The following is a 26,989-nucleotide window of genomic DNA, read 5'->3' as shown; positions in this document are numbered from 1 at the left end:
GCCCTGCCGCCGTGGGGGGGGGGGGGGGGGTGGGGGGGGGGGGGGCCCCCAACAACACCCACCCCCCCCCCCACCAAGACCGACGGGGGGGGGCGCCGGGCGGGGGGGGGGGGGGGGGGGGGCGCCCGCCGGGGGGGGGGGGGGGGGGGGGGGGGGGGGGGGGGGGCCGCCCCCCGGGGGGGGGGGGGCCCCCCCCCCCCCCCCCCGGGGGGGGGGGGGGCCCCCCCCCCCCCCCCCCCGCCACATTGGGGCGCTCGTCCCGCACGTCAGCGGCTTGCGGCGCGCGAAGCTAGTGCCGGCCGATGTGGTCCAGCAGCAGGGCGATGACCTCGTCCGGGGCCTCCATCGCCATCCACTGGCTCGCGCCCTCGAGGATTTCGAACCGGTACTCGGCGTCGATGTGGTGCACGGTCAGCTCGGCGGTGCTCTGGCCGAGGTAGGGGTCCTCGCGGCCCCAGAGGTAGAGCGTGGGCACGGTGATCCGGCCCGCCGGAACGGAAAAATCATCGTCGGTGGCGCCGCGGTACCAATTCAGCGTCGCGGTCAGCGCGCCCGGTTCGGAAAGGCGCGCGACGGTCCGTTCGACGAGTTCGACCGGAATGCGCCTGCTGTAAACAGCGCGTAATTGCGCGGCTTCGTCGCGTAAGAGGAATTTCTCGGCTTTACCGTCGCCCCGCCGGAAGAACCGGATGTAGCCGAGGTCGTGGAACTGCCCGTCGTCGATCGCGACCGCCCGCCGCAGCGCCGCCGGGTGCGGGGTGGAGAGCACGGTCAGCGACCGCAGCCGGTCCGGGTGCGCGGTGGCGAGCACCCAAGCGACCATGCCGCCCCAGTCACGGGCGACCAGGTGGAACCGCTCCGCGCCCTGGCTGCCGGCGAAGGCGAGGGCGTCGCCGACCAGCTGGTCCAGGGTGTAGTGCTCGACGCCGTCGGGCCGCGCGCCCGCCGCGTACCCGCGCTGGTCGACGGCCACCGCCCGGTAACCGGCCTCGCCGAGTGCGTGCAGCTGCTCGGTCCAGGCGTCGGCGAACTCGGGCCAGCCGTGCAGGAAGAGCACGAACTCACCGCTTCCGGGGCCGGCCGCGAGCGCGCTGTACCGCCGCCCACCGGCGGCGATCGTCAATTCTTCCAGCGCACCGGGCACCCCGGCATCCGTCGGCGCGACGGCGAATTCCATGGCGCCAAGGCTAGATCGGGGCCGCCGGGAGAGCTACGGGGAGAAGGGCACTTTCGCCACCCTTTTTCCTCTCGGGTGGCGTGGCTCACGGAATTTTCGCTCAGATGAGCGAAAATTCCGTTCCCGGCTCGCGGTCAGCTCTTCCAGACCACCGGGGACTTGTCGTAGCCGTCGCCCTTGTCGAAGGTCGCGGCGGCCACCTCGGCGCCTTCGCGGGCGCCCTGCAGCGTGCAGGTCTCGAATTTCGCGCCCGGCGCCGTGAAGTCCTTGCCCGCGGTGCCGGACTTGCAGCCGTCGGTGCTGCCGGTGATGATCACGCCGGTCGAGCGGCCGTCGGCGCCGAGGGCGCGCAGGCTCACCGACGCGTAGGACAGGTCGGCGCCGTCGACGTTCTCGACCGTCGCGCGCAGGTAGAACGGCGTGATGCCCTTGGCCTTGTCGCCGTACTTCGCCAGGTCGGCGTTCTCGCCCTTCTCGATCGCGGTCACGGTGATCGCGATGGTGCCGGACTTGGTCGTGCCGTACTTGAACGGGACCACCGCGCGCTCGCCCACCTTGAGTTCGGTGCCGGGCTTGGTGACGTTGCCGGCCGGGGCGGCCGCGGCCGTCGAGGACTCCGTGGCCGACGCGGGGGCCGCCGGGGTCTCGGACGGCGCGGCGGGCGTCGCCTGGCCGGGCTCGCTGCCGCACGCCGAGAGCAGGAAGGCGGCGGCGAGCAGGGCGGTGGTGCGGACGTGCTTCATGGATCTCCTCGTGCAACCCGCCGGACGGGTTCCGGCGGGGCGGAGCCGGAGCGCCGCGGCCGCCCCCAGGACAGTCGCGGCGACCCGGCGGGGTGCCCTCGCGGCTCCGTCAGCGGGACGCTAACCCGGGCGCCGCGCCGCCGGTGTGGGCCGTTCGCACCACACGGAGATCACAGATCGTCGACGCCGATCAGGCCGTCCTGGATGGCGCGCGCGACGAGCGCGGCCTTCGTCGGCGCCTCGCGGCCGATGCGCGCGTACTTGACCCGGATGCGCTCGAGGTGGGAGTTCACCGTGCTGGGGGAGATCCCGAGCCGGTGCGCGACGAACTCCTTCGACTCGGACTGGAACCACTCGACGAGCACCTCGGCTTCACGCGCCGAAAGCGCGGGCCGCGTCTCCGACCGGTCCGCGGCGAGCGCTCCGGCCAGCGACGGCGGCGTGTACGGCCGGTCCTGCGCCGCGGCCCGCGTCGCCTCCACCAGGTGGCCGGCGCCCTCGGCCTTCGTCAGGTAGCAGAGCGCACCGAGTTCGAGGCACTGCAGGGCGACGTCGTCGTCCGCGCGCATCGAGTACACGACGACCCGGCGCCCGGCCTCGGCGAGCCGCCGCAGGTCCCCGAACGCCGGCGCGGGGCCGCCCAGGTGCAGGTCGAAGATGACCACGTCGGCGGTCGCGCCCGCGCCCAGCCAAGCGGCCTTGACGTCTTCGCCGTCCGCGACGACGTCGATCGGCGGGTCGCCGGCGGTCAGCCAGTACGCCACGCCGGCGCGCACCGCCGGGTGGTCGTCGACCACCACGGCCGTCACTCGGGTCGCCACCGCGCCTCCATCCAGGTCTGTCCGTCTCGCGAGTGGGACGCGACGGGGACCGCCGCCGATCCGCTGAATTCGGAGGTGCCGTCCGCGACGACCGCGACGCGGACGAGTTCGGGTGTGCGCAGGACGCTCACCCGGGCCCGCGTCCGGGCGGCGGCGAGCGCGGTGAGCACGGGCCCGGTCAGCTCGCGGCGCGCCGGCGCGGGGACGTCGACGGGATCACCGCTGACGGCGAGCGCCACCGCGACCCCGCGCCGCTCGGCGACGTCGAGGCAGGCGGTGACCTCGTGCACGAGCGGATCGGGCACGTCGTCGTTCTCGGCGAAGAGCCGCCGCAGCTGCGCGGCGGCCAGCCCGCACCGGGCGCGCGCTTCGGCGGTGCGGGGATCGACGGTCCCGTCGGCGAGCCCGGCCAGCAGCGGCAGGGTCGCCCCGAGCTGTTCGGCGAACCCGGCCCGCAGCGCCTGCCCGGCCTGCGCGGCCACGGCGGCCCGGGTGGCGACGGCGGCCCGTGCGGCGCCCGCGGCGGCGGCTTCCCGGGCCCGCCGGTCGAGCAGCGTGATCAGCCCGGCGACGGCGAGCTGGAAGACGGTCACCCCGAACACGACGATGGCGGCATCCCCGAGTTCGGTCCGCGCGACGGGCCCAGCGAGCAGGAACTGGGTCACGCTGGCGGCAACGTGCACCCCGAGCGCGGTGAGCAGCGCGGGCACGCGGTCGGCGAGCAGGACCAGGAGGTGCCAGCCGACGAGCCCGAAGGACCAGTGGGGCTCCCGGAAGAAGGAGTCCGGCGGCAGCGCGGCGGTGGCGACGGAGGAGGCGGTCAGGACGACCAGGGTGCCGGCGATCGAGACGGCGAGCGGGAGGGGTTTCCGGCGCAGCACCCACCAGGCACAGGCGGCGGTGACGGCGGCGAGAACGACGAAGGCAAGGTCGGCGGCGAGGGGCGGCCGGTAGGCGGACTGGTGGCGGAGGAGAGGAGCGAGCCCGAGCCCGGGCTGGATGACGGCGGTGACACCGAGCAGCACAACCCGGATGGCGGCGGCCAGCCGAACAGCGGGCTCGGCCGGTGTGGCGGTGCCGGGGTGGCTGGGCGGGGCGGTGCCGGTCGGCTGGGCGCCTGGTTCGGCTGAAGATTGCCCCGGCGGGGTGAGGCGGGTAGCTGGCTCGGGCGGGGGCTGCGGCGGCGGGGCGGGCGAGTGTCGGGCAGTCGGTTCGGCCGGCGTGGCGGTGGCGTGCTGGCTTGGCGAGGCGGCGCCGGTCGGCGGAGCGGCCGGTGTTGCGGTGTCGGGTCGGCTGGCCGAGGTGGTGCCGGTTGGCCGAGCGGCCGGGTCGGGCGGGGGTTGGCTCGGCGGGCTGAGGTGGGTGGCCAGTTCGGGCGGGGGCTGCGGCGGCGGGGTGACTCGCGCGGCCGGTGTTGCGGCGTCAGGCCCGCTCGGCACGACGCCGCCCGCCGGGCGGCCCGCAGGCTCGGCTGGCGTGTCAGGCACGGGTCCCCCTCGGCGCGGTGGTAGCCGGAGCCGCGCCGGGCGGGAGTGCCGCGTCCGGCGGCACCTCGCGGGACCACCGCAACGTCACCGTCGTTCCCGCTCCGGGCCGGGACGTGACCTCCGCCGTTCCGCCGGCCGCGCGCATGCGCTCCACCACCGACCCCCGCACGCCTCGCCGGGACGAAGGCACCTCCGCCGGGGCGAAGCCGATACCCGCGTCCGCCACCGTCACCTCCACGCCGCCCGGTGCCGGGGAAGGAGCCAACCGCAGCCGGACCGACTTCGCTCCCGAGTGGCGTTCCGCGTTGCGGAGGGCCTCCTCCGCCGCCCGGACCAGGGCGAGGGCCGCCGCGGCCGGGATCTGGGGGACCGGCTGCCACTCCGCCTCGACCGGCAACGCGCGGCCCGCCGACACCATGCGCAGGCCCGCTTCGAGGTCGACCGGGTCCTCGCCGCCGGTCAGGATGGCCAGGTCGTGGGCCGCGTAGCCGGCTACCGCCGCCGGGGTCGTCGTGGCGCCCGAGGCCACCGCCAGGAACGTCGCCGACGCCGTGTCGTGCAGGAGGGCCAGGTACTCGCGTTCGCGGCGGCGCCGGTCCCGGCTGAGGGCCTCGGCCTGCTCGACGGCCGCCTGTTCGGTGCGCGCCGCGTCCGTGCGGGCCGCCGATCGGCTCAGCAGCACGTACGCGAGCCGCGCGAGCACCGTCTCCACGACCACCCGCAGCGCCACCGGCAGCCACGCGCCCAGGCCGGCGACGGCGCCGGTCGCGAGCAGCGCCACCAGTGCCGGGCCGGTGAACCGCGGGGGATGCTCCCACTGCCACGTGATCGCCGTGATCGTCAGGACGTTGACCGCCCACAGGCTCGCTTCGCCGGGCACGGATGTGATCCACGGCTGAGCGGCGCACACCGCCCCGGCGCGCAGCACCGACAACGCGAACGACGTCCGCGGCCCCGCGAGGACGTCCGCGACGCCGGCGCCGAACGTCAGCGCGAGCAGGGCGAACGCGAGCGGGAGCGCCCCGCCGGGGGTGGCGACCACCCCGAAGACGCCGATGATCCCGGTCGCGACCGCACGGGCCGGGCCGGCGAACTGGGCGACCGAGGCGCGCAGCTGGGATTCCACCGAGCCGGCCGGGCTGGTGGTCATCGCGCTCCCGGGAACGGCGGAAATCGGTCAGCCCGTTTCTACCAGCCGTGGTGGTCACCCCGCGGAACCCGGGGTGACCACCACGAACGGGTCAGGCGGGCAGGTTCACCAGGTCCGCCAGGCGGGCGCGGTGCCGTCCGGGCGTCCCGAGCGCCAGCTCGTCCGCCTTCGCGCGCTTCAGGTACAGGTGCGCGGGGTGCTCCCACGTCATCCCGATGCCGCCGTGCAGCTGGATCGCTTCCTCGACGGCGCGCACCGCGATCGGCGCGTTGCGGGCCTGGGCGACCGCCACCGCGATCGGCACGTCGGTGGCCGTGGCCAGCGCGTCGGCGGCGTTGCGGGCCGTCGCGCGGGCGAGCACCAGGTCCGTGTACAGGTTCGCCAGGCGGTGCTTCAGCGACTGGAACCCGCCGACCGGGCGGCCGAACTGGTAGCGGCCCTTCAGGTACGCCACCGTCTCTGTGAGCGCCCACTCGGCGACCCCGGTCTGCTCCGACGCCAGGATGCCCGCCCCGAACAGCAGGGCCTGCTCCAGCGCCGCCGCGGCCTCCGGGCCCGACGCGACCAGCGTGGCCGGCGCGTCCGAAAGCGACACGTCGGCCACCCGCCGGGTCAGGTCGAACGAGACCAGCTCCGACACCGTCGCGTCGGCGGCGGAGACGACGTACAGCGCGGGTCCGTCCGGGCCCGCGGCCGGGACGACGAGCAGGTCCGCCACCGACGCGTCGGCGACCGTGCCCACCCGCCCGCTCAGCGTGCCTTCCGGCGACGCGGTCACCGACGACGGGAAGCCCGCGCCGGGCGCCGTCGTCAGCGGCACGGCCAGCGCGCCGATCGCCTGTCCCGCGGCGAGCCGGCCGACGAACTCGCGGGCACCGACGGCCACCAGCGCCGTCGTCGCCAGCACGACGCTGCCCAGGAACGGCACCGGCGCCACACTGCGGCCCAGCTCCTCGGCCACCACGGCGACCTCGCGGGCCGACGCGCCGTGCCCGCCCAGCTCCTCGGGCACCGCCAGCCCGGCCACGCCGACCTCGTCGGCCAGCGTGCGCCACAGCTTCAGGTCGTAGCCCTCGGCCGTCTCGACGCGCGCCAGCAGCGCTTCGGCGCCGGCCTTGTCCTTCAGCAGGTCCCGGACCGAAGCCCGCAGGTCTTCCTCGACGTCCGAGTAGAGCAGGTCAGTCATCGGGGGAGGTCCTTCCAGGCGACGTCCTTGTCGACGCGCGGCTCCGAGGGCAGCCCCAGCACGCGTTCGGCGATGATGTTGCGCAGGACCTCCGAGGTGCCGCCCTCGATGGAGTTGCCCTTCGCGCGCAGGTAGCGGTAGCCGGCTTCGCGGCCGGTGAAGTCGACGATCGCCGGGCGCCGGAACGACCAGTCGTCGTAGGACAGGCCCTCTTCGCCGAGCAGTTCGACCTCCAGGCCGGTGAGCGCCTGGTTCAGCTCGGAGAACGCGACCTTCATGGCCGAGCCCTCCGGCCCGGGCGCGCCCGCCGTCAGCTGCTGGCGCAGGCGCGTGCCGGCCAGCCGCAGCGTTTCGGCCTCGACCCAGCGCTGCACGAGCCGGTCACGCAGCTCCGGCGTGCGCAGCTCGGGCCGCTCGCGCCAGGTCTTCGCGACGATGCCGATCAGCCCGCCCTCGCGCGGCTGGACGTGCCCGCCGATCGCGACGCGCTCGTTCATCAACGTCGTCTGCGCGACCTTCCAGCCCTCGCCGACCGCGCCGAGGCGCTGGGTGTCCGGGATCCGGACCTCGGTCAGGAAGACCTCGTTGAACTCGGCCTCGCCGGTGATCTGGCGCAGCGGCCGGACTTCGACGCCGGGCGCGGTCATGTCGCACAGGAAGTACGTCATGCCTTGGTGCTTCGGCACGTCCGGGTCGGTGCGCGTCACCAGGATCGCCCACTGCGACTCGTGCGCGCCCGACGTCCACACCTTCTGGCCGGTGACGATCCAGTCGTCGCCGTCGCGCACCGCGCGCGTGCCCAGCGCGGCGAGGTCGGAGCCGGCGCCCGGCTCGGAGAACAGCTGGCACCACACCTCCTCGCCGGTCCACAGTGGACGCAGGAAGCGCTCGCGCTGCTCCGGCGTGCCGAAGGCGAGGATGGTCGGCGCGGCCATGCCGAGGCCGATGCCGATCCGGCGCGGGTTGTTGTCCGGCGCGCCCGCGTCCGCGAACACACCGTCCACAACGGACTGCAGGGCGCGCGGCGCGTTCTGCCCGCCGAGCCCGGCGGGGAAGTGGATCCAGGCGAGCCCGGCGTCGAACCGGGCGCGCAGGAAGTCCAGGCGGTCGGTCGACGTGGGGTCGTGCGCGGCGAGGAACTCGCTCGCCTGGCGGGTCAGGTCTTCGGCGGTGACAGTCACTTCGCGCCCTCCGAGAGGTACTTCTTCAGTTCGCGTCGGGCCAGGGACCGCTTGTGGACCTCGTCCGGGCCGTCGGCCAGCCGCAGCGTGCGGTTGCCCGCCCACATGGCAGCCAGGGGGAAGTCCTGGCTGACGCCGCCCGCGCCGTGCACCTGCACGGCCTTGTCGAGGATCCACTCGACCGCGGCCGGCGTCGAGATCTTGATGGCCTGGATTTCGGTGTGCGCGCCCTGGTTGCCGACGGTGTCCATCAGCCACGCGGTCTTGAGCACCAGCAGGCGCTGCTGCTCGATCTTCACGCGCGACTCGGCGATCCAGTCCTGCACGACGCCCTGCTGCGCGATCGGCTTGCCGAACGCCTCGCGCGAGATCGCGCGCCGGCACATGAGTTCCAGCGCGCGTTCGGCCATGCCGATGGCCCGCATGCAGTGGTGGATGCGGCCGGGGCCGAGGCGGGCCTGGGCGATCGCGAAGCCGTCGCCCTCGCCGGCGATGAGGTTCTCGACCGGCACGCGGACGTCCTCGAAGAGCACCTCGGCGTGGCCGCCGTGGTCGCTGTCGTCGTAGCCGAAGACGTGCATGCCGCGCTTGACCGTCAGGCCCGGGGTGTCGCGGGGGACCAGGATCATGCTCTGCTGCTTGTGCGGCGCGGCTTCCGGGTCGGTCTTGCCCATTACGATGAAGATCTTGCACGCGGGGTTCATCGCGCCGGAGATGTACCACTTGCGGCCGTTGACGACGTATTCGTCGCCGTCACGCCGGATCGCGGTCTCGATGTTGCGGGCGTCGGAGGAGGCGACGTCCGGCTCGGTCATCGCGAACGCGGACCGGATTTCCCCGTCCAGCAACGGTTCCAGCCACTGCTTCTTCTGGTCGTCGCTGCCGAACATGGACAGCACTTCCATGTTCCCGGTGTCCGGCGCGGCGCAGTTGAGCGCGGTCGGCGCGAGCCGGATGCTGCGGCCGGTGATCTCCGCGAGCGGCGCGTACTGCAGGTTCGTCAGGCCCGCGCCGTGGTCGCCGGGGAGGAAGAAGTTCCACAGGCCGCGCCTGCGGGCCTCGGCCTTCAGCTCCTCGACGACCGGCGGGATGGCCCAGGGGTCGTCGCGTTCGGCGAGCTGCTGCTCGAACACCGGCTCGGCGGGGTAGATGTGCGAGTCCATGAACTCGAGGAGCTTCCCGCGCAGCTCCTCGGTCTTCTCGTCGAACGCGAAGTCCATTTACTTCTCCTCTTTGAGAATCTCGTTGCCGTGCGTGATGAGCAGCGGGACACCGGCGCCGACGCCTTCGAAACCCGCGCCGACCGTCTTGCCCTGCGTGTAGCGGAAGTGGATGCCCTCCAGGATCACCGCCAGCTTGAAGAACGCGAAGCTGACGTACCAGTTCAGCTGCGAGACGTCCCGCCCCGAACGTTCGGCGTAGCGCCGTACGACTTCGTCGGTGCTCGGGTAGCCCGGGGCGGAGCTGGCGTTGGAAACGAACTGCAGCGACACCTTGTCGCGCTCGGCGTAGGCCACCAGCAGCGCGAGGTCGGTCAGCGGATCGCCCAGCGTCGACATCTCCCAGTCGAGCACGGCGGAGATCTCGTCGTCGCCGTCGACCAGGACGTTGTCGAGGCGGTAGTCGCCGTGGATGATCGACGGCTTCCCCGACACCGGCACCGCGGCGGCGAGCCGGTCGTGCAGCTCCTCGATGCCGGGCAGGTCGCGGCTGCGGGAAGCGTCGAGCTGCTTCTTCCAGCGCCGCAGCTGCCGCTCCAGGAAGCCCTCCGGCCGGCCGAAGTCGCCGAGCCCGACGGCGGCCGGGTCGACGGCGTGCAGGTCGACGAGGGTGTCGACCAAGGCGTCGGCGATCGCGCGGGTGCGCGTTTCGCCGAGCCGCGCGAGTTCTTCCGCGGTCCGGTAGGGCGTGCCCTCGACGAAGCTCATGACGTAGAACTGCGCCCCGACGATGTCGGCGTCCTCGCAGAGCAGCAGCGCTTCAGGCACCGGGACGGCGGTGTCGCGCAGGCCCGAGATCACGCGGAACTCGCGGGTCATGTCGTGCGCGGTGGGCAGCACGTGCCCGAGCGGCGGGCGGCGCACCACCCAGCGCGACCGGCCGTCGCCCACCACATAGGTGAGGTTCGACCGGCCGCCTTCCACGACGTCCGCGGTCAGCTCCGCGGCGACCAGGCCGGGCCGGTGCTCGTCCAGGTGGGCGCGCAGGCGGCCCAGGTCCAGGCCCGGCGGGTCGGTCGGGTTCATCCAGCCTCCTCAAGCGTTCTGCGGGGAGCATACCGACTAGTCGGTATGACGTACAGAGAACACCGGGAAGCGTCACTTTCGTAGGGAAAGTGACGCTTCCCGGCGGTCACGCGAGGAACCGGGTGACCCACTCGGCGACGCACGCGGGCTTCGCTTCGCCGTCGATCTCGACCGTCCACTTCGAGACGGCCTGCTTGCCGCCCGGGATGTCGGTGATTTCGACGAGTTCGGCTCCGGCGCGCACCTTCGAGCCGACCCGCACCGGCTGCGGGAAGCGGACCTTGTTGAGGCCGTAGTTGATGCCCATCTTGATGCCGTTGACCTTGTAGATCTTCGGGCCGAACGCCGAGAGCAGCGACAGCGTCAGGAAGCCGTGGGCGATCGTGCCGCCGAACGGGCCCGCGGTCGCCATCGGCTCGTCGACGTGGATCCACTGGTGGTCGTCGGTGGCGTCGGCGAACTGGTTCACCCGCTCCTGGGTGACCGTGAGCCACTCGCTGTACCCGAGGTGCTCGCCGACCGCGGCGGCGAAGGCGTCGAGGTTGTCGAATTCGCGCATGCCGTCCTCAGTCCTTCGGTCCGCCGGCGACGTAGATGACCTGGCCGGACACGAACCCGGCACCCTCGCTGACCAGGAACGACGCCAGGTTGGCGATGTCGTCGGGCGTGCCGACGCGCTGCACCGGGATCTGCGACGCGGCCGCGGCCTTGAAGTCCTCGAAGCTCATGCCGATCCGCTCGGCGGTCGCCGCGGTCATGTCGGTCGCGATGAAGCCCGGCGCGATCGCGTTCGCGGTGACGTTGAACTTGCCCAGCTCGATGGCGAGGGTCTTGGTGAAGCCCTGCATGCCGGCCTTCGCGGCGGAGTAGTTGACCTGGCCGCGGTTGCCCAGCGCCGAGGTGCTCGACAGGTTGACGATCCGGCCGTACTTCTCCTGCGTCATGTACTTCTGCACCGCGCGGGTCATCAGGAACGAGCCCTTGAGGTGCACGCCGAGCACGGAGTCCCAGTCCTGCTCGGTCATCTTGAAGATCAGGTTGTCGCGGGTGATGCCGGCGTTGTTGATCAGCACGACGGGCGGGCCGAGCTCGTCGGCGACGCGGGTGACGGCCGCCTCGACCTGCTCGGCGTCACTGACGTCCAGCGCGACACCGACGGCCTTGCCACCCTTCGCGACGATCGCCTCGGCGCCCTGCTTCACGCCGGCCTCGTCCAGATCGAGCAGCCCGACGGCGAAACCGTCCTCGGCCAGCCGCGCCGCCACAGCGGCCCCGATACCTCGGCCGGCACCGGTGACCACGGCGACACGGGAAGGGGAATCGGTCACGGGGGACCTCCTCGTCGTTGAGAAGCGGGCGCGTGCCCGCGAGCCTACTAAGCGGTTGGTCACCCGACGATACCGCGAGATAGGTCCCGGCGTGGGGCCGCCATGCGAAGGATCATAGCCATGTCTGGAGGCCGGAACTCGGCTACTCCGCTCGGGGAACCGCTTCAGGTAATCCGGTCCACCGCGTCCTTGACTTACTTGGTGGGCTCCGGTAGCGACCACGTCGGCGATGGAGCTGCACGGTCCTCGGTGGCCCCGGTCAAGGAGTGGATACGGCGGCCGAGTGCGCAGTGTCCGCAAGGTGGACCCCGCCCCGATCCGAGAAAGCTCGTCCTTCGGTCACCGGGGGCGTCGCTGGGAGCGATTGAACCGGGTGCCGGCGTCGACGAGGCCTGGAGCAAGCTGAAGGTCAAGCAGCTGCGCCGGGAAGTCCACATGCTCGAGCGCGAAGCCGACTGCGTCGCGGCCGGGTGTACGCGGTTGGACCGCACGCTGTTGCCGGTGGGGGATGGGCGCGGCAACGCCGCGGTGATCTCGGTGGTGCGGGTCGGGTTCCGGTCGAAGAAGCAGGCACAGGCGTTCGAGGAAGTCGAGCGGGTGCAGGGCAGTGGCGACATCCGGCCCTGGGAGATCGCGGCGGTGCTGGGTGTGGCCGGGGTGACGATGACCGGGTTGCACTACGCCTCCCGCGCGGAAGGCTACGGGATGGTGATCGCCGAGGCCGACAACGCCACCGGTCACTTCGACAGCGAGACCCTCGACGCGCTGGCCGAAGTCGTCTCCTGGATACCGCTGAAGAAGGAGCCGGGCGGTGTCGTCTCCGATCGAAAACCGTCAGGCGTCCGGATTCACGGTCCCGGTGTCAGCGAGGTGTGGTCCGGAGGTGAACGGGCAGGCTGGTGTGCCCGTTAGACAGGAACGTGGGCAGGGTGGTCAGTTCCTCCGGCGGCACGGCGAGGGTCAGGTCCGGGAACCGGTCGAACAGCGCCGGGAGCGCCACCTCGGCTTCGAGCCGGGCCAGCGGCGCGCCGGGGCAGTGGTGCACGCCGTGGCCGAAGGTGAGGTGCGGTGCGGCCGCGCGGGTGATGTCGAACTCGTCGGCGGTGTCGCCGTGCTGGACGGGGTCGCGCCCGGCGGCGCCGAAGCCGACCAGGATCGCGTCGCCGCGGCGGATCACCGTGCCGTCCACCTCGATGTCCTCGACCGCGTACCGCAGCGGCGTGTACGGGATCGGTGCCTGCCAGCGCAGCGTCTCCTCCACCACGGCGGTCCAGGACGCTCGCCCGGACCGGACCAGGGCGAGCTGATCGGGGTGGGTCAGCAGCGCGGTGATGGCGTGGTCGAGCAGGTTCACCGTGGTCTCGTGGCCGGCGGTCATCATCAGCATCAGCGTGTCGACGAGCTCGGTTTCGGTCAGCGCGCCGTCCCGGTCGTCGCGCGCGGCGATCAGGGCGCTGGTCAGGTCGTCGGCGGGCGCGGCGCGCTTCTGGGCTATGAGTTCGGTGAACAGGGCGTACGCGGCCGCCACGTTCGCCTGGGCCTGTTCTGCGGTGATCGCGCTGTCGAAGAAGCCGTCGACCACGTCGCGGATCCTGGCCTGTTTGTCGCCCGGGACGCCGAACAGCCGGCAGATGACCTCGATCGGCAGCGGGTAGGCGTAGCGCGCCCGCAGGTCGGCGGGCGCGTCACCGGAATCCGCCTCGATGGCGTCGAGCAGGTCCCGGGTGATCTCGTCGACTTCCGGGCGGAGCGCCTCGGTGCGGCGGGCGGTGAAGGCGGCGGTCATGAGGGAACGCAGCCGCCGGTGGTCGGCACCGTAGGCGGTGAACATGTTCCGGACCGACACCCAGATCCGCAGTGGCCAGTCGTCGGCGATGTCCCCGTTGGTGAACGCGGGCCAGTGCTGCACCGCGTCCTTGGACACCCGGGGGTCGGCCAGCAGCCGGCGCAAGACGTCGTTGCCGGTGGCGGCCCAGGCCGGAACGCCACCGGGCAGTTCGATCCGGGTAACCGGCCCCCGTTCCCGGAGGCGGGCACCTTCGGCGTGCACGTCGGAGGCGTTGACGTCGAGCTTGATTGGCTGTTCCATTCTCATCCCCCCGCCGGTTTCCGGCGCTGTCGCTGTAGAACGGCGCGGCGGTGAAAGAGCCGCTGTTTTTTCAGAACTCGATTCAAGGCGCGAACCCGCCGGTGGGATTCACTGAACAGAAGAATCTCGCACCGCAGGAAAGGTGTGGCACGATGGCGGCCACAGTCGAGTGGGCCGTCGCCGCCTGAGCCGGCCCGGCGACTGAGTTTACCCTCTTGATCACGCCTGCGGTGGTGATCCGGAACGCGGCCTTCCGGTTTCCGTTATGGTGTCACCCCTAGGATCGCCCGGTTGACGGCATTGATAATTGTGCCACCGTGAGGACGCGGCTCGCGTGCACTCAACGAGTGAAATGACGCGCGGTGGGCGCTTATCCGCCACCTGAGTGAAGTCACCCGCCTGGGGGATATTGGTGCCCGGATCAGGTGAATGATGGGTGATCAAATCGGTTTCTCGACGGGCAGTCCGATTTTCCGTCCGCCCCAGTTGTCATGCGCAGCAAGCTGCAGGGAAATCTCAAGCGCAGTACGGACGTCAGGTCCGCGCTCTTCCCGGTCAGTGCGAGCGAGTCCGGTGCGCTGACGTAGCCCTTGCGCTTGCGCGACCAGGCCGGCGAGTCGTTGCCATCGCCGACGACGGGGCGCGGCCGGAGGCGACCCGCCCGACTTCCGACCGGGGCACGCTCGGGTTGTTGTGGGCAGTGTCAACCGCTGCCGGGCGAGCTCACTCTCCCATCCGCCAGGCGCGTAGTGGTCGCCGGTGAGCTTCTCGGCTGGCCGCTCGGGCTTGGTCGGTGTGCCTGACGTCGTTGTACCCCTGTGATGCCCAGTATGGACAGGTGGTTGCCGTTGCAAGCACTACGATCTCCGGAGACGGGTTGCTGGCCGCGGCCTGCGGCGGCCTAAGCCGGCCCGCGGCATCACGGTCCGCGGCGCCCGCAAGGGCGTCGTATGCAAGGACAAGCTCGGCAAGCACCGCTGGGTGACTGAGCGAACCATGGCCTGGTTCACTCGTTGGCGACGCCTGACCGCAAAGGCTGGTACCTCCTCGCCTTGACAGCCGCCGACCTGGCGATCATCGACGCCGTCGTGCACCACCCGCAGCCGAGCCCGCTGGCCAACCCTCTCTGCCCGCACGCGCTTTCGGATCAGGTTTACCGCTCAGTGGCGGTCAGGCACCCTGCGGGCGGAAGTGCGCCCGCAAGGTGCCTGTGTTCAGTAGTGCAGCGTAGCGGTGTAGGCCGGTGCGCTCGTCGAGTCGCAGCGGGCGATCACGGTGGCGTCGAGGTGCGTCGGGTCACCAGTAGCGTCGAAACTGATGTTTCGGACGGTGAACTCGCCATAGGTCGTCCCGCAACCGCGGCCTTCACCCTCGACCCTCAGCCCGGGGGCGGTCGCGGTGGCGCCGGGGTAGCTGGTTGCCCCGGTGTAGTGGCCGGTGTGCAGCCGCTGTCCGCTGGGCGGGCTCAGGTAGACCACCCAATACGTGCCGGCGTACGGCCCGCCGTGGCGAGGTTCGAGCACGGTGAAGCGAACGGCCGTGTTGCCCCAATAGTTTTCCAGCACGAAATCCGCGGTGGCGGGGCTGTAGTGCTCAGCGTTTCCTTGACCGAGGTAGTCGCCGACCTCGCTGGTGTAGTTGTATGTCGGCGAGTCGGTCGCAGCCGATGCCGTGGCGGGCAGCGCCGTGGTGGTTGCGGTCGCTACGAGCGCAACCGCGCTGGCAAGTCTTCGGTGCGAGCGGCGGTAGATGAAATTCACGGGTCCCCTCCAGGTGCGTGCGCTCGAAGCTGATCGCACGCCTCTGCTCCTACCCGGTTTTCACGGGTACCAACCACATTGCGAGCCAGGGGGTCTCCTTCGGCGGCGAGTCGCTGGATCAGCTGCACGCGGGCATCCACCATCGGGATCACGTGCTTGATGCCGGCACCTTCGGCGGGTTCGGAGTGGCAGCGCAGGGCGTCGGGCAGGCGCAGAACCGACAGCAGCGAGCCGGGCCGAATCCGACAGGCGGTGACACCGCTGGCGGGCGGCCGTGCACCGAGTTCGGCGCCGAGGTGCTCGGTGGCGTCGGAGGCTAGGCCCTCGCTCAGCCCGCCCGGCGCGATGACCCGGCTCGTGCTGCCCCGCAGCAGGGCAGATCCGGCGGTGTGGTCCCGCCCGTGCAGTACTCCCATTGCTGAGCGGGCGAGCTGCTGACGCACGCGCCGCCCGATGATCGAGCGCGCCAGCTGCTGGAGTTTGGCGAAACCGAAGTGTGATGTCGAGGATATCGCGCTGATCAGCCGGTAACCGCGCCGGCATCGGCTGGCGCGGCGCGACTGGCTGAGGTGCTCGCAGGTGCTCCCCTCGGTAGCACTGTTGTTCGCGATACGTCGCGTAATGGCGAACGCCGCGAGGGCGGCTCCGGTTGTGGACGTCAGCAAGGTGGTTTATAGGGCAACGCTGGAAAATACTGGTCCCATACGGCTTGCGGTAACCTGTCCGCGCTTGCGCAGATGTTCGCGGTCGCTTTACCTGGATCGAATTCCCAGCGTACGACAGAATGTCTGTTGCCGCCCAAAATCACCACGCCCAGCAGGGCTGTTTTGTCGGGAGTGAGTCGAAGTGCCTCTATTTGAGTGCTGGCCGTCACTATGCTAGAGGTCAACTTGGGGTGGTTGATGTCTGCGATGTCCCAGGTGGTGAGCGTGCCGTTTTGGGTGATGACGATCCGATCCGGGGTCAGGTCGCTCCCCGCTTCCGGCCTCATGAAGGCGCCGTCGGGGAGGATGAACTTGCCGAGTCGAACCGGCTGCTCCTTGTTTGAGATGTCCCACTTGGCGAGTGCAAACTTTCCGACGCCCGTGGTTTGGGACAGGAGCGCGGTGGTGCCGTTGTGCAGGAAGTGCATTTCCATGAAAGACCAGTTCTGATCACCGATCAGCCAAGGCCGCCGAGTTGGTGGAGGTCGATCGAAGGTTTCGAGCTCGATGGTCTGCACGCCGTTGACGCCTTCCAGGCGGGGCGTTATCGCCAGCGTGTGCGAGTTGCCGACGAAAGTTCCGTCGCTGTCGACGGTCCTGCCGCGAACCGGAACGGTCGGATCTGCCAGGTCCCAGATTACGGGACTGTCCGGGTAGGTCACTGGCGAGCCGGCTGGGCCGGGTGGGTATTCAGGAGTGTTGCCGATGAGGGCGAATCGGCTGTCCGGGGTCCAGGACCGTACTTCGGACGCGCCCTTGAGGGTGGAGGCCAGTACCGGATGGCCGCCCGTGGTGCCGAGTTTCCACAGTTCCATCATGTTTCCTGTGACTGGCACGGCGAAAAGCCGGCCATCGGGACTCATCGTCACATCTTTGGGTGCTCCAGAGTTCTGAACCGTGGTCGTTTTTTCGATTCCCTTGTCGCTCAACGTGTATATCGTTGTGGTGTGTGCGGCATTATCCGCGGAAATGATGATCCGGGAGTCGTTCGAGATTTCTGCCCTGGATTGTGCGATCTGACTGCCGTGCGCCATCGCCGCGGTGCTGATGACCGCTTCCTCGGTCTCTCGGGCTGGCAGCAGGCGATAGGCGGCGAGAGCTATCTGGGCGGCCAGCTTCGGGTCGCGAGTGAGGAGATCGGTCGCGGCGGCGGCCGCGCGCAGTGCCAGTGCGGTGTTGCGCTGCCGGGTGGCGTCGCGCTGGGCGTCGAGGGCGAAGACCACCATGGCCGAGGCCGCGAGGGCGATGACGGCCAGTGCGGCGATGAGCGCTCGCTGGCGTCGGATCCGTCGCCGGCTCGCCGACTGCTCTTGATCACGAGCGGAGAGCGAAGCGGCGAGAAAGGCGCGCTCCCGGGATGTCAGCTCCTCGCTCGGCCGCATCCGGTCGGCGACGAGGGTCAGGCGATAGCCCCTGAGCAAGGACGCAGGGTCTCGGCCATGGGCTTCCCAGTCGATGGCGCGGTCGGCGAGCTCGCGGTGGATCCGATGTCCTTCGCGGTCGGCGTTGAGCCACCGTTGCAGCCGCGGCCACGAGCCGATGAGCGCCTCATGGGTGATCTCGACCGTGTCCCGGCCCAGTGTCAGCAGTCGTGCGTCACCGAGGACCTGCAGAACGGCGATGGTGTCGTCGTCGTTTTCGAGCTCGGCGCGGGGAATCCGGCGCTTCGTGTCCTCGGTGGTCTCGCCCAGGGCGACCAGGCGTTTGAGCAGCTGCTGGGTGAGGTGCTGCTGAGGCACCGTCAGCCCGCTGAACACAGTTTCGGCGGTGCGCACGAGCGCACCGTCGAGGCCGCCGGTGGCTTGGAATCCCGCGAGGGTCAGCGTGTTGCCCTTGCGGCGGCGCCACGTCTCGCGCAACGCGTGTGACAGCAGCGGTAAGGCGCCGGCTTGGCCGTGGGTCTGAGCGATCAGCACGCTCAGCAGGTCGCTCTCGACCGCACAGCCGGTATCGGTCGCGGGGCGGGTGATCGCCCGGCGGAGTTCTTCGGCGGTCATCGGCCCGACGGTGACCTGGGCGTCCTGCAGAGCCGTGACCAGGCCTTCGTGCTGGGCGATGTGGGCATAGAAGTCAGCACGCACACCGAGCACGACCCGGAACCGGGATCCGGGAGATGCCGCCGAGAGCAGCAGGTCCAGGAACGCGGCTCGGTGCTCGTGGCTGTCGCACAGCGTGAAGACCTCCTCGAACTGGTCGACGATGATCACGGTTTCCGCAGTGGGAGGCCGGTCGAGCAGCAGCTGGTTGTTGAGCGCCCGCAGTGCCTGAGGCCCCTCGAGCAACTCGGCCTCGATTCTCGACGCGATGGCGCCCACGAGCGGAGCGAGCCGGAGCGCCAGTTCTTGCACCGGGTGCGTGCCTGGGGTGAACAGAACGATCGGCCCGGCACTGTCCATCTCCTCCAGGGCCGGGACGAGTCCCGCCCGCAACACCGACGACTTGCCTGCTCCGGAGGGTCCGAACACGGCGAGGAAACGTTGTCGCCGAAGCCGGGCGACGAGGTCGTCGACCAGGCGTTCGCGCCCGAAGAACCGCCTGGCGTCCGAAGAGCCATACGCCGCCAGGCCGACGTAGGGCGCCGTGGTGGCGGCTTGGTCGCCGTGTTCGAGTTCGAGGTCGTTCAGCTCAGCGGAGACCGCGTGCCATCGACGTTGCCACTCGGCCCGGTCGCCGTCGCATGCTGCGACGTACGCCAGCGTGACCGCCAGGCTGGGCAGCCGGCGACCGCTTGCGGCGTCGGACAACGTCGTCGACGAGAAGTGCGCTAGCCGAGCCAGGTCCCGATAGGGCGGTCCACCCGCTGCTTCTCGAAGTTTTCGCAGGTCGGTGGCGAACTGGGTGAGGACTGAGCCATCCGGATCCAACGGTCGCTCTGCACGTGGCATGGCCTGTCCAACCCCTCCCCGAGTCAGTTGCCGATTGTCCGGGTGTTGCTGTCCGTCGTCCAGAGGGGCTTCGGACGCGGGTGGCCGGGGCCGGCGGCGGTCTCGCTACCCGGCGGAAGAGGTGGCGCCCGATTCGCCGCAGAGGCATCGTGTGCACGCTTCGACAACGACACGCACGGCGTGACGGTCGTCCTTGGCTCGCCAGGCCACGGCGAGTTCGCACGGTCTGAGCCCGGTCACGGGGCGGTACACGATGTCGTCGCGCTGATAGATCTCGGCGTTGCCGGCGGACAGCAGCACCACCCCGAGTCCGGAGGCGACGGCTTCGAGGGATTCCTCGGCGGTTTCGGCCTCGGCGACGATCCGGGCCGGTGCCGGGCGCTGGTCGTTTCCCAGCCAGAACTCGCGAAGCGGTCCTGCCGTGCGGGGGAGCGCGACGAAGGGCTCGTCGGCGAGCTCACCCAGCGCGACGACCGTTCGGGGCGCGAGCCGGTGACCGGCGGGCAGCGCCACCCACCGCTGCTCGGTGGCGACGACCTTCCACGAGTACTCGCCGTCGTCCGGGATCGGCAGCCAGGCGATGGCCACGTCGACCTCGCCGCTCGAGAGTCCGACGGTGGGATCACTCCAGGGGACTTGCCGGAACAGCAGCTTCCAGCCCGGCAGCGATGTCGCCATCCTGGCCGTCACGTGGGGGATGAGACCACGGCCGATCCTGGTGTGAAAGCCGACTGTCAGGGTGGTGTGCTGTGCGGTGACCGCGTCGAAGACCGCGCTCTGCGCGACCGCCCACTGCTCGATGATCCGCTGGGCCTGCGGCAGCAGCGCCGCACCCGCGGCGGTCAGCGCGACGGCGTGGTGATCCCGTTCGAACAGCGCGACCTGCAACGAGGTTTCCAGCCGGCGGATCTGCTTGCTCAGCGACGGCTGGGCGATGAACAGCCGGTGGGCTGCCCTGGTGAAGCTGAGCTCTTCGGCCACCGCGACGAAGTAGCGCAGATCCCGGACGTGGACATCCATAGCCACAGGCTATAGCCACAAGTCTTGGACGGCCGGTCCCGAGCAGCCCGACGATGGGAAGTGATCATCGACGGCAGGAGGGCACGGGTAATGGAACTGGGAGTCTCGGGACTGAACGCGAAAGCCACGCTGGGCCCGGCCGAGACGGTCAAGCTGGCGCGGCTGGCCGAGGATCTCGGCTATTCGTCGTGGTGGGCCGGTGAGCACGTGGTGCTGCCCAGCCCCCGGGTGGCGGCGGCGCCGATGGAGCTGACCGACCCGATTCTCGACCCCCTGGTCCACTTGTCCTACGTCGCGGCCGTCACCCGGCGGCTGGAGCTCGGGACCGGGATCGTGATCCTGCCGCAACGCAACCCGGTTGTCCTCGCCAAGCAGGCCGCGAGCCTGGACGTGCTCAGCGGTGGCCGCCTGCTGCTCGGCGTCGGCGCCGGATACCTCGAACCCGAGATGCGCGCGGTCGGCGTCGCGATGTCCGAACGAGGGCGCCGTACCGATGAATACCTCGATGCGATGACGACGTTGTGGACCGACCAGGCTCCCGCGTACCAGGGCCGGTTCGTCGCGTTCCGGAACGTCGACGCGCATCCCCGCCCGGCCCGGCGAGGCGGGCCGCGCATCGTGATCGGCGGTCACAGCCGGGCCGCCTTCCGCCGCGCGATCACCCGCGGCCACGGCTGGTTCGGCAACGGCACGCTCGACGACCTGCCCCGGCACCTGGCCGGGCTACGGCAGGCCGCGAGCGAGGTTGAGCGCCCGGAGCGGCTGGGAAAGCTGGAGATCAGTTACCTACCACTGGATCCGGTGGTGGTGGAACCTCGTGCTGCGCAGCGCTACGCCGAGCTCGGAGTGGACCGCCTGGTGATCTACCCGCTGCCGCTCCAGGATCCGTCGGACGTCGCGCGGTTCCTGGAACACCACGCCGGCTTGCCGCACGGTCCGGGTTCACGGTGACCGGCTCTGCCCGGTCGGGGTGAAGCCCGGTCGCAGGTGGAACTGTTCGGGGCCGTCAGCGTGCGGCACCCACAGGACGGTGACTCGGTTCTGGGCGCCGGATCCCGCAGCGGAAGTAGTGGACCGCGCGGCGTTTGCCGCTGCGTGGTCGAAGACTTCAGCACATGGCTTGGTAGTCGTAGTGGGACAGGTCGCGATCGGCTTCCCACTCGGCCTGGCTCAGACCCCGCCCGACCAGGCCACAGGCGACCCGGGCGGGATCGGCGACGGCCTGACCGGCGTTGACCACCGACCACCGGTTCACTTGCTCGTAGCCGTCGGTGGCGGCCAGACCGGCGCCATCCGGTGTGAACTGCACGACCATGGCCCCCTTCGGCGGCCCGGGTATCGTCTGGAGTGCTATTGGCTGGCGAGGACTCGTCACGTCCCACAACGTGACCGAGCCGGTCACGGAACCGGTGGCCAGCAACGGCTTGCCCGGAGCATAAACTGCGGACACCACCTGACCCGACGCGCTGGGCACGGCGGCCGCGAGGACCTGGCCGCCGCGCATGTCCCAGAAGCGCACGAACCCGTCACCGCTGCCGACGGTCAGCGTGCCGTCGTCCGGGCTGAAGGCCAGGCCGTGCACGGAACCGGTCGGCTCGGTCAACCTGGTGGTGATCGCCGGATGGTCGGGCGTGCTGATGTCCAGCAGCAGTACGCCGAATTCGGCGGTGCCGAGGGCGAGGCGGCGGCCGTCGTGGGTGATCGCAGCCGAGGTGATCTCCGAGAGTCCGATTCCCAGCGCGTCGTGGTTCATGTCGATGAGCAGGCGCGGGGTCGCGGGATCGGTGAGATCCCACAGCCCGAGGCCGCCGAGCCCGTCACCCACGGCCAGAACCCGGTTGGCCGGCCCCAGTGCCAGCGCGGTCGGGGTGTGCCGGTGGTCGATCTTCCCCAGCGCAGCGGGCTTACCGTCGCCGAGCCGCCACAACGACACCGAGCCGTCGAACTCATCGGACGGCACGAACGAGTCGCTCATCAGCGCCGACTCGGCGGCGGCCCGGCCGACGACCATCAGCCGGCCTACTGGATCACCGATCGCCAAGAGCCGCCTGCCGGACCGCGACGCGGTCGCCTCACCCCCCTTGGGGTCGGGGTCGGCCCACACCAGAGGGCGCTCGGCCGGCACGTTCACCGGGTCCCGCGGCGTGACCAGGCCGTCGGTCAGGTACTCGGCGACTGTGCCGTCTCGCCCCGCCACCAGCAGCAGCTGATCGCTTGTGCTGAACGCCAGGCTCGCGATCGGTCCGGGCTGGGCGGCGAACTGGTGCCGCAGCACGGGATGCGCCGGGTCGGTGACGTCCCACAGCCGCACGGAACGGTCGGTCCCCGCGGTGGCCACCTGACGTCCGTCGTGGCTGAACAGGACCAAGTCGGTGTGCAATTCGTGGCCGGGTAGTGCGGCCAGCGTGCGAAGCCGGCCCGTAGCCGCCGGGTCGGGCTGGGCCGGGTCACCGGCCAGCATCGCGGATGCGGCGCGGCCGTCGGTCCCGCCGACGGCCACCGCGCCGCCGTCGGGCCGGAGACTGGTGGCGATGCTGGAATCCGGTGTTGCGGTGATGCTCCGGTGCTCGGCGCTGCGGGCGTTCTGGATGGGGTTCGGCAGCGGGGGCAGCTGCACCTGGCGGCCACGGCGTGGATTGCCCGTGCCGGGGATGGTCCAGGTCGTGACCGCGTTGCGATCGACCGAGACCATGCTGCCGCCGTCGGCTCGGATCGCCACGTCGAGGACCGGATTGCAGTGCGGGGAGCACGGTGGCACGCCAGTGCCCTGACGGACTGGGTGACTGGGCTCGGCCAGATCCCACACCGCCACGGCTCCGTTTTCATCGCCGGAGAGGATCCGGTTCCCGTCCGATGTCGACCGAAGTGTGGTGATCGCCGTCGGGCCCGCCGCCGCGGTTCCGAGGCGCTGCGGTACGTGCCGATCTGCCAGGTTCCACACGGTCAGGGGTCCGTCGACGGCCACGGTGACCAGCAGGTTTCGGCGAGGTAAGACGGTGGCCTGGGAGATCGGGCCACCGGTTGGCCCCAGCGGCACGTTCCGCGCCGTCCCGGGTTCGCCGGCGGTGTCCCACAGGCCGAGCTCGCCGTGCTTGGTCAAGGTCAGCAGCCAGTCGCCCTCTCCCGTGTCGATACCGAGCAAATCCGGAACCGTGCGCAGGCCGCGGAAGTACCAGGAGTCGGCGATGGTCCGGACCAGTCCGCCGTGGGCGGATTCCATCGTCGTCGGGTCGTCGGTGTTCGCGGCGAACCAGGAGGCGGTGATTCCCCAGCGCAGAGCGTCGACGGGGTGGTCCGCCCGGCGGGAGTCGGCCGCGGCCAGCTCGGCGCGTGCGGTGGCCAGCAGCTCTTGGGCGTCCCGCTGATCACGGGTGGTTTCGTTGGCTGTCACGGCGACGCCGGCGATGAGCAGCAGCACGACGATCACCGCGAGGGTGATCCGGGCGCGTCGGCGTCGTCGGCGGGCGAGTCTTCGGTCGGCGTCCCGGCCGGCCTGGCTCGCCACCAGGAACCGCCGGCCCAGCACGCCGATGGGTGGACCGGCCTCGGTGTCCTCGAGCAGGCTTTGCGCGACCTCCAGGCGAAGGCCCTGGTAGAGCTGGCCCGGATCCTCGTCGTCGGCGGCCCAGCGCTCGGCCGCGTCCGCGAGCTGCTGCGCGGCCAAGACTCCGGCGCGGTTGTCGGACAGCCAGCCGCGCAGGGTGGGCCACGCTCCGATGAGTGCCTCGTGGGCGAGCTGGATCGTGTCCTCGTCCGCTGTGAGCAGCCTGGTGTCCGGGGCGGTGAGCGCGGCGAGCACCATGTCCAGTGTTTCCGAGTCCTCGAACTCCGCCGCGAGCTGGGCACGATCGACCCGGCGGCGCGTGGTCTCGCTGTCTTCGCCGACTCTCACCAGCCGCAGCAATACCTGCCGTGCCAGCTCCGGCGCCTGCGGTGCGACCTGGCCGAGACCGGCGAGAGCACGGTCGGCCGTAACGGCGATGGCGTGCTGGATACCGCCGGTGTCCTGGTAACCCTGCAGCGTGAGCGTGGCACCGTTGCGCTGCTGCCAGCTGACCCGCAACGCATGCGCCAGCAACGGCAGCCGGCCCGCCTCGTAGGCGGCCGAGCCGTCGTCGGCCGCGGTCGCACCCAGGTCCCGCAGCAGCAGCTCGACCAGCCCGGGCTCGACGTCCAGTCCTACGCTCCGGGCCGGGAACAGGATCGCCTCGCGCAGTTCGGTCTCGGTCATCGGACCGACCACCAGCGGGCTGTCCTGCAGGGCGGCCCGCAGTGGCGGGTGGTCGATGCAGGCCGCGTAGAAGTCCGCCCGCAGTCCTATGACGACGAGTGCCGACCGGCGCGCGTCGCTCGGAGTACTGATCTCGACGAGCAGATCGATGAACGTCCGCCGCTGCTCGTCATCGGTGCATTGGGTGAACAGTTCCTCGAACTGGTCCACGACCACGACGACCCGAGACTTCGGATCCTCGCTCACCAGAGCGGCCAGCCCCGCTGACAGCTGCGAGGGATTCGAGGCGACGTCGTCACCGATCAGCGACGCGATCCGGCCGGCGAACTCCCGCAGGGGATGAGCCGTGGGCGTGAGCACCAACGTCGGCCATTGGTCTGATCCGGGCAGAGCGCCTTGACCGAGCTTGGGCAGCAGACCGGCGGACAACAGCGACGACTTGCCCGCGCCTGATGGCGCCACGACGACCTGCGCCCCGCCGCTGCGCAGTCGCCGATCGAGGCCGGCGATCAGCTCCGCGAGCAGGGCGTCCCGCCCGAAGAACCACGCTGCCTGCTCGGGTTCGAACGCCGCCAGCCCCGGGTAGGGGCAGTCACTCGCCACCGTCCCCGGGGAGGTGCGCAGCCGATCGCGTGCGCCGTCGAGGTAGTGCAGGTGCTGATCGCCTTCGACGTGATTGATCGATCCGACGCTGCCGGTCTGGATGGCTGTGCCGCTGAACGGGCCGGTGATTTCGTTGTGGACGATCGGGAGGGCGTCGTCGTGGGGTTGCTCGGTCACCTGTGTCCAAGGCGTGAGTGGTTCAACGTGGGCGTCGTGTAGTCGCCCGCGTGGCGTCCCGTGTTTCGCCGTGGGGAAGCCAGTTCCTGCATTCACACGATCGGGTTAACAGGAACAGCTGGCCGAGACCGCTCCCCTGACATTGGTCGCTGAGACGATCCGTGCTTTGGCCGCGCGAGGTGATTCGCACGCCGTTCGGTTCGATGGCATCGGCGCGCTGTCCCTGCGGCTGATCGCTCGGGATCTCAAAGCGCAGGGGTATGTCGACGTCGCATTGGTTACGACCAGAGCAGTTCCTCGTGCGTGCGGTACACCAAGGACGGCGAGGAGCGTTCACTGGCTACACCGTCGAAGAACGCCTCGACGGCAGCCCACGTGAGCGTCGTGTACCTGATCCAATGCGCGGTTACACCCAGCGTCCGGAACCAGGGCAGGTACCGGTTCGGCCGCCTCCAGAAATCCGAGGTCGATGAGTTGCGCCGCCGAACAAGTCGGCTTCGTCGTCTCGACAACTTCATGGGCGGCGCCGAGACTTTTCCCGTGTATCAGGCCGAGTGGGGGAGCGGCTGCGGTCTCTCCGTGGCGGCGCTCGGCCCGAGGTGGACGTGCGGCGGGTACCAGGGCTGGAACGAAATGCTCAGACACGGGCCCACCGCCGTCGCTCAGTGTCGTGCGTGTGACCGTGGGCGATCAGGCGAGCGCGGGCCGAAGCCGAAGCCGAAACGCCGTTTTCGTGGTGATGTGTCGCAAAAACGCGGACTTAGCGGTTGGCCACCTGACGATACGCGACCGTGACAGTGTGCGGTAGGCGCGAGGACCGGGAGTGACCGTCCACTGTGGTCAGCCGGCCGGACGCGGGATGGTGCCGTCCGCCGGGCCGGCGCCCCGAATTCCGAAAGAAACTCACCGGTCCCGCTTCAAACCACCGGAACGGGGAACTCGCGCCCGTTGGCAACCGGCGGCACGGAGGGACTCGACCATGACAGCGTCTTGCGGCGACGAACCCGGCGACCGCGCGGGTCCCGTGCGCGAGGGGCACCACGCCCTGATCGCGCAGCCCCACACCGAGGACGAAGGCGTGGTGGCCGAGGCGGAGGCGGAGGCCGCGCGGCTGAGCACCCCGGCCCGGCCGCTGGGCGAACCCGGCCGCCGGCTCGACCGGAAGTCGCCGTTCTTCGTCGGACTGCTCGGGGCCGCCGGGGTGGCGGTGGCCTACGTGCTCGCCCAGGCGATCGTGACGGTCCAGCACACCCTCGTGCTGATCGGGCTGGCGCTGTTCCTGGCGTTCGGCGTGGAGCCCGTGGTGTCGTGGCTGGTGGGCCGCCGGTTCCCGCGGTGGGCGGCGGTGCTGGCCGTGCTGCTCGGGCTGCTGGTCGTGGTCGGCGGGTTCCTCGCCCTGGCGATCCCGGTGGTCGTGGAGCAGGCGACGACGTTCGCGCACCAGGCGCCCCGGTACCTGCAGACGTTGCAGGACCACAGTTCCCCGCTGGGGCAGCTCAACGACCGCTTCGGGCTGCAGCAGCACCTGCAGCAGCTGCTCAGCGGTGGGACGGGAGTGCTCGACACGGCCTTGTCGGCCGGCAAGGCCGTGCTCGGGACGCTGGGGGACCTGCTGGTCGTGATCGTGCTGACGATCTACTTCCTGGCCGACCTGCCGCGCATCCGCCGGACCTTCTACCGGCTGGTGCCGCACTCGCGCCGGCCGCGGGTGATCCTGATCGGCGACGAGATCTTCGCCAAGGTCGGCGGCTACGTGCTGGGCAACGCGCTGATCTCCCTGATCGCCGGGTCGCTCACGTTCGGCTGGCTGCTGGTTTTCGGGGTGCCGTACGCGTTGCTGCTGGCGGTCCTGGTCGCTCTGCTCGACCTGATCCCCGTTCTCGGCACGGTCATCGGCGGGATCACCGTGTCGCTGGTGGCGCTGACGGTGTCCTGGCCGGTCGCGGCGGCCACCGTCGGGTTCTTCCTCGTCTACCGGGTGCTGGAGGACTACGTGCTGGTCCCGCGGATCATGGGGAAGGTGGTCAAGGTGCCCGCGCTGGTCACGGTGGTCGCGGTCCTGCTCGGCGGGGTCCTGCTCGGGGTGATCGGCGCGCTCGTCGCGATCCCGATCGCGGCGGCGGTGCTGCTGATCCTGCACGAGGTCACGTACCCACGGCTCGATCAGGCGTGAACGCCCTCCCGGGTTAACTGAATCGTGA

Annotated in this window: 20 protein-coding genes; 3 read left to right on the top strand and 17 right to left on the bottom strand. The window is 70.7% G+C overall.

Translation table 11 applies throughout. The features are described from left to right. Positions 1-289 precede the first annotated feature (289 nt). The 11 genes from SD460_RS31735 to fabG all read right to left on the bottom strand — a co-directional run bounded on the left by SD460_RS31735 (position 290) and on the right by fabG (position 11,319). Positions 290-1,177 (bottom strand): alpha/beta fold hydrolase, encoded by an 888-nt coding sequence (locus SD460_RS31735; RefSeq protein WP_290058309.1) that lies wholly within the window; start codon positions 1,175-1,177, stop codon positions 290-292. A 134-nt stretch (positions 1,178-1,311) separates the two neighbouring features. Further along, positions 1,312-1,920, bottom strand: a complete 609-nt coding sequence (locus SD460_RS31730; protein WP_318307146.1) for a hypothetical protein — start codon at positions 1,918-1,920, stop codon at positions 1,312-1,314. A 170-nt stretch (positions 1,921-2,090) separates the two neighbouring features. Next, positions 2,091-2,741, bottom strand: a complete 651-nt coding sequence (locus tag SD460_RS31725) for a response regulator transcription factor (RefSeq protein WP_318307145.1) — start codon at positions 2,739-2,741, stop codon at positions 2,091-2,093. Next, entirely contained in the window at positions 2,726-3,766 is a 1,041-nt protein-coding gene (locus SD460_RS31720) for a hypothetical protein (protein WP_318307144.1), read from the bottom strand. Before SD460_RS31720 ends, SD460_RS31725 begins: the two co-directional genes overlap by 16 nt. Positions 3,767-4,220: 454 nt before the next feature. After that, a complete protein-coding gene (locus SD460_RS31715; protein ID WP_290050276.1) occupies positions 4,221-5,378 on the bottom strand; it encodes a sensor histidine kinase in 1,158 nt (385 codons plus the stop codon). Positions 5,379-5,469: 91 nt separating this feature from the next. After that, a complete protein-coding gene (locus SD460_RS31710) occupies positions 5,470-6,564 on the bottom strand; it encodes an acyl-CoA dehydrogenase family protein (protein ID WP_290050275.1) in 1,095 nt (364 codons plus the stop codon). After that, on the bottom strand, positions 6,561-7,745 hold the full coding sequence (locus SD460_RS31705; protein WP_290050274.1) for an acyl-CoA dehydrogenase family protein: 1,185 nt from the start codon (positions 7,743-7,745) through the stop codon (positions 6,561-6,563). Before SD460_RS31705 ends, SD460_RS31710 begins: the two co-directional genes overlap by 4 nt. Further along, positions 7,742-8,965 carry an acyl-CoA dehydrogenase family protein gene (locus tag SD460_RS31700; RefSeq protein ID WP_290050273.1) on the bottom strand — a complete coding sequence of 408 codons (1,224 nt, stop codon included), beginning with the start codon at positions 8,963-8,965 and terminating at the stop codon, positions 7,742-7,744. The genes SD460_RS31705 and SD460_RS31700 overlap by 4 nt, the downstream gene beginning before the upstream one ends. Beyond that, a complete protein-coding gene (locus SD460_RS31695) occupies positions 8,966-9,991 on the bottom strand; it encodes a phosphotransferase family protein (RefSeq protein WP_290050272.1) in 1,026 nt (341 codons plus the stop codon). A gap of 106 nt (positions 9,992-10,097) precedes the next feature. Beyond that, the gene (locus tag SD460_RS31690) at positions 10,098-10,550 is read right to left on the bottom strand and encodes a MaoC family dehydratase (RefSeq protein WP_290050271.1); all 453 of its coding nucleotides are present in this window, start codon (positions 10,548-10,550) and stop codon (positions 10,098-10,100) included. A 7-nt stretch (positions 10,551-10,557) separates the two neighbouring features. Further along, positions 10,558-11,319, bottom strand: a complete 762-nt coding sequence (gene fabG, locus SD460_RS31685; RefSeq protein ID WP_290050269.1) for a 3-oxoacyl-ACP reductase FabG — start codon at positions 11,317-11,319, stop codon at positions 10,558-10,560. A 435-nt stretch (positions 11,320-11,754) separates the two neighbouring features. Between fabG and SD460_RS31680 the strand changes: the two genes are divergently transcribed. Further along, complete coding sequence (locus SD460_RS31680) at positions 11,755-12,231, top strand: hypothetical protein (protein ID WP_318307143.1); 477 nt, start codon at positions 11,755-11,757, stop codon at positions 12,229-12,231. Here the strand turns inward: SD460_RS31680 and SD460_RS31675 are convergent. The 5 genes from SD460_RS31675 to SD460_RS31650 all read right to left on the bottom strand — a co-directional run bounded on the left by SD460_RS31675 (position 12,182) and on the right by SD460_RS31650 (position 19,777). Continuing rightward, positions 12,182-13,408, bottom strand: coding sequence for a cytochrome P450 family protein (locus SD460_RS31675; RefSeq protein WP_290050267.1), 1,227 nt, complete (start codon positions 13,406-13,408; stop codon positions 12,182-12,184). The genes SD460_RS31680 and SD460_RS31675 overlap by 50 nt on opposite strands. 1,214 nt (positions 13,409-14,622) lie before the next feature. Then, a complete protein-coding gene (locus tag SD460_RS31665; RefSeq protein ID WP_290050266.1) occupies positions 14,623-15,168 on the bottom strand; it encodes a hypothetical protein in 546 nt (181 codons plus the stop codon). Continuing rightward, positions 15,165-15,833 carry a hypothetical protein gene (locus SD460_RS31660; protein WP_290050264.1) on the bottom strand — a complete coding sequence of 223 codons (669 nt, stop codon included), beginning with the start codon at positions 15,831-15,833 and terminating at the stop codon, positions 15,165-15,167. The genes SD460_RS31665 and SD460_RS31660 overlap by 4 nt, the downstream gene beginning before the upstream one ends. Beyond that, entirely contained in the window at positions 15,827-18,616 is a 2,790-nt protein-coding gene (locus tag SD460_RS31655) for an nSTAND1 domain-containing NTPase (RefSeq protein WP_290050262.1), read from the bottom strand. Before SD460_RS31655 ends, SD460_RS31660 begins: the two co-directional genes overlap by 7 nt. 246 nt (positions 18,617-18,862) lie before the next feature. Next, positions 18,863-19,777: a LysR family transcriptional regulator gene (locus tag SD460_RS31650; protein ID WP_290050260.1), complete on the bottom strand. Its 915-nt coding sequence runs from the start codon at positions 19,775-19,777 to the stop codon at positions 18,863-18,865. A gap of 60 nt (positions 19,778-19,837) precedes the next feature. Here SD460_RS31650 and SD460_RS31645 point away from each other — a divergent pair, with 60 nt between their 5' ends. Then, positions 19,838-20,728, top strand: a complete 891-nt coding sequence (locus SD460_RS31645) for an LLM class F420-dependent oxidoreductase (RefSeq protein WP_318307142.1) — start codon at positions 19,838-19,840, stop codon at positions 20,726-20,728. Between the two features lie 157 nt (positions 20,729-20,885). On the opposite strand, the gene SD460_RS31640 is transcribed toward SD460_RS31645, so the two are convergent. Further along, a complete protein-coding gene (locus SD460_RS31640) occupies positions 20,886-24,788 on the bottom strand; it encodes an NACHT and WD repeat domain-containing protein (protein ID WP_290050257.1) in 3,903 nt (1,300 codons plus the stop codon). A gap of 979 nt (positions 24,789-25,767) precedes the next feature. Here SD460_RS31640 and SD460_RS31635 point away from each other — a divergent pair. Further along, on the top strand, positions 25,768-26,961 hold the full coding sequence (locus tag SD460_RS31635) for an AI-2E family transporter (protein ID WP_290050255.1): 1,194 nt from the start codon (positions 25,768-25,770) through the stop codon (positions 26,959-26,961). Positions 26,962-26,989: the final 28 nt, after the last annotated feature.

Source organism: Amycolatopsis solani, assembly GCF_033441515.1.
Taxonomy (GTDB): Bacteria; Actinomycetota; Actinomycetes; order Mycobacteriales; family Pseudonocardiaceae; genus Amycolatopsis; species Amycolatopsis solani.
This window is presented reverse-complemented; position numbering and strand designations above follow the sequence as displayed.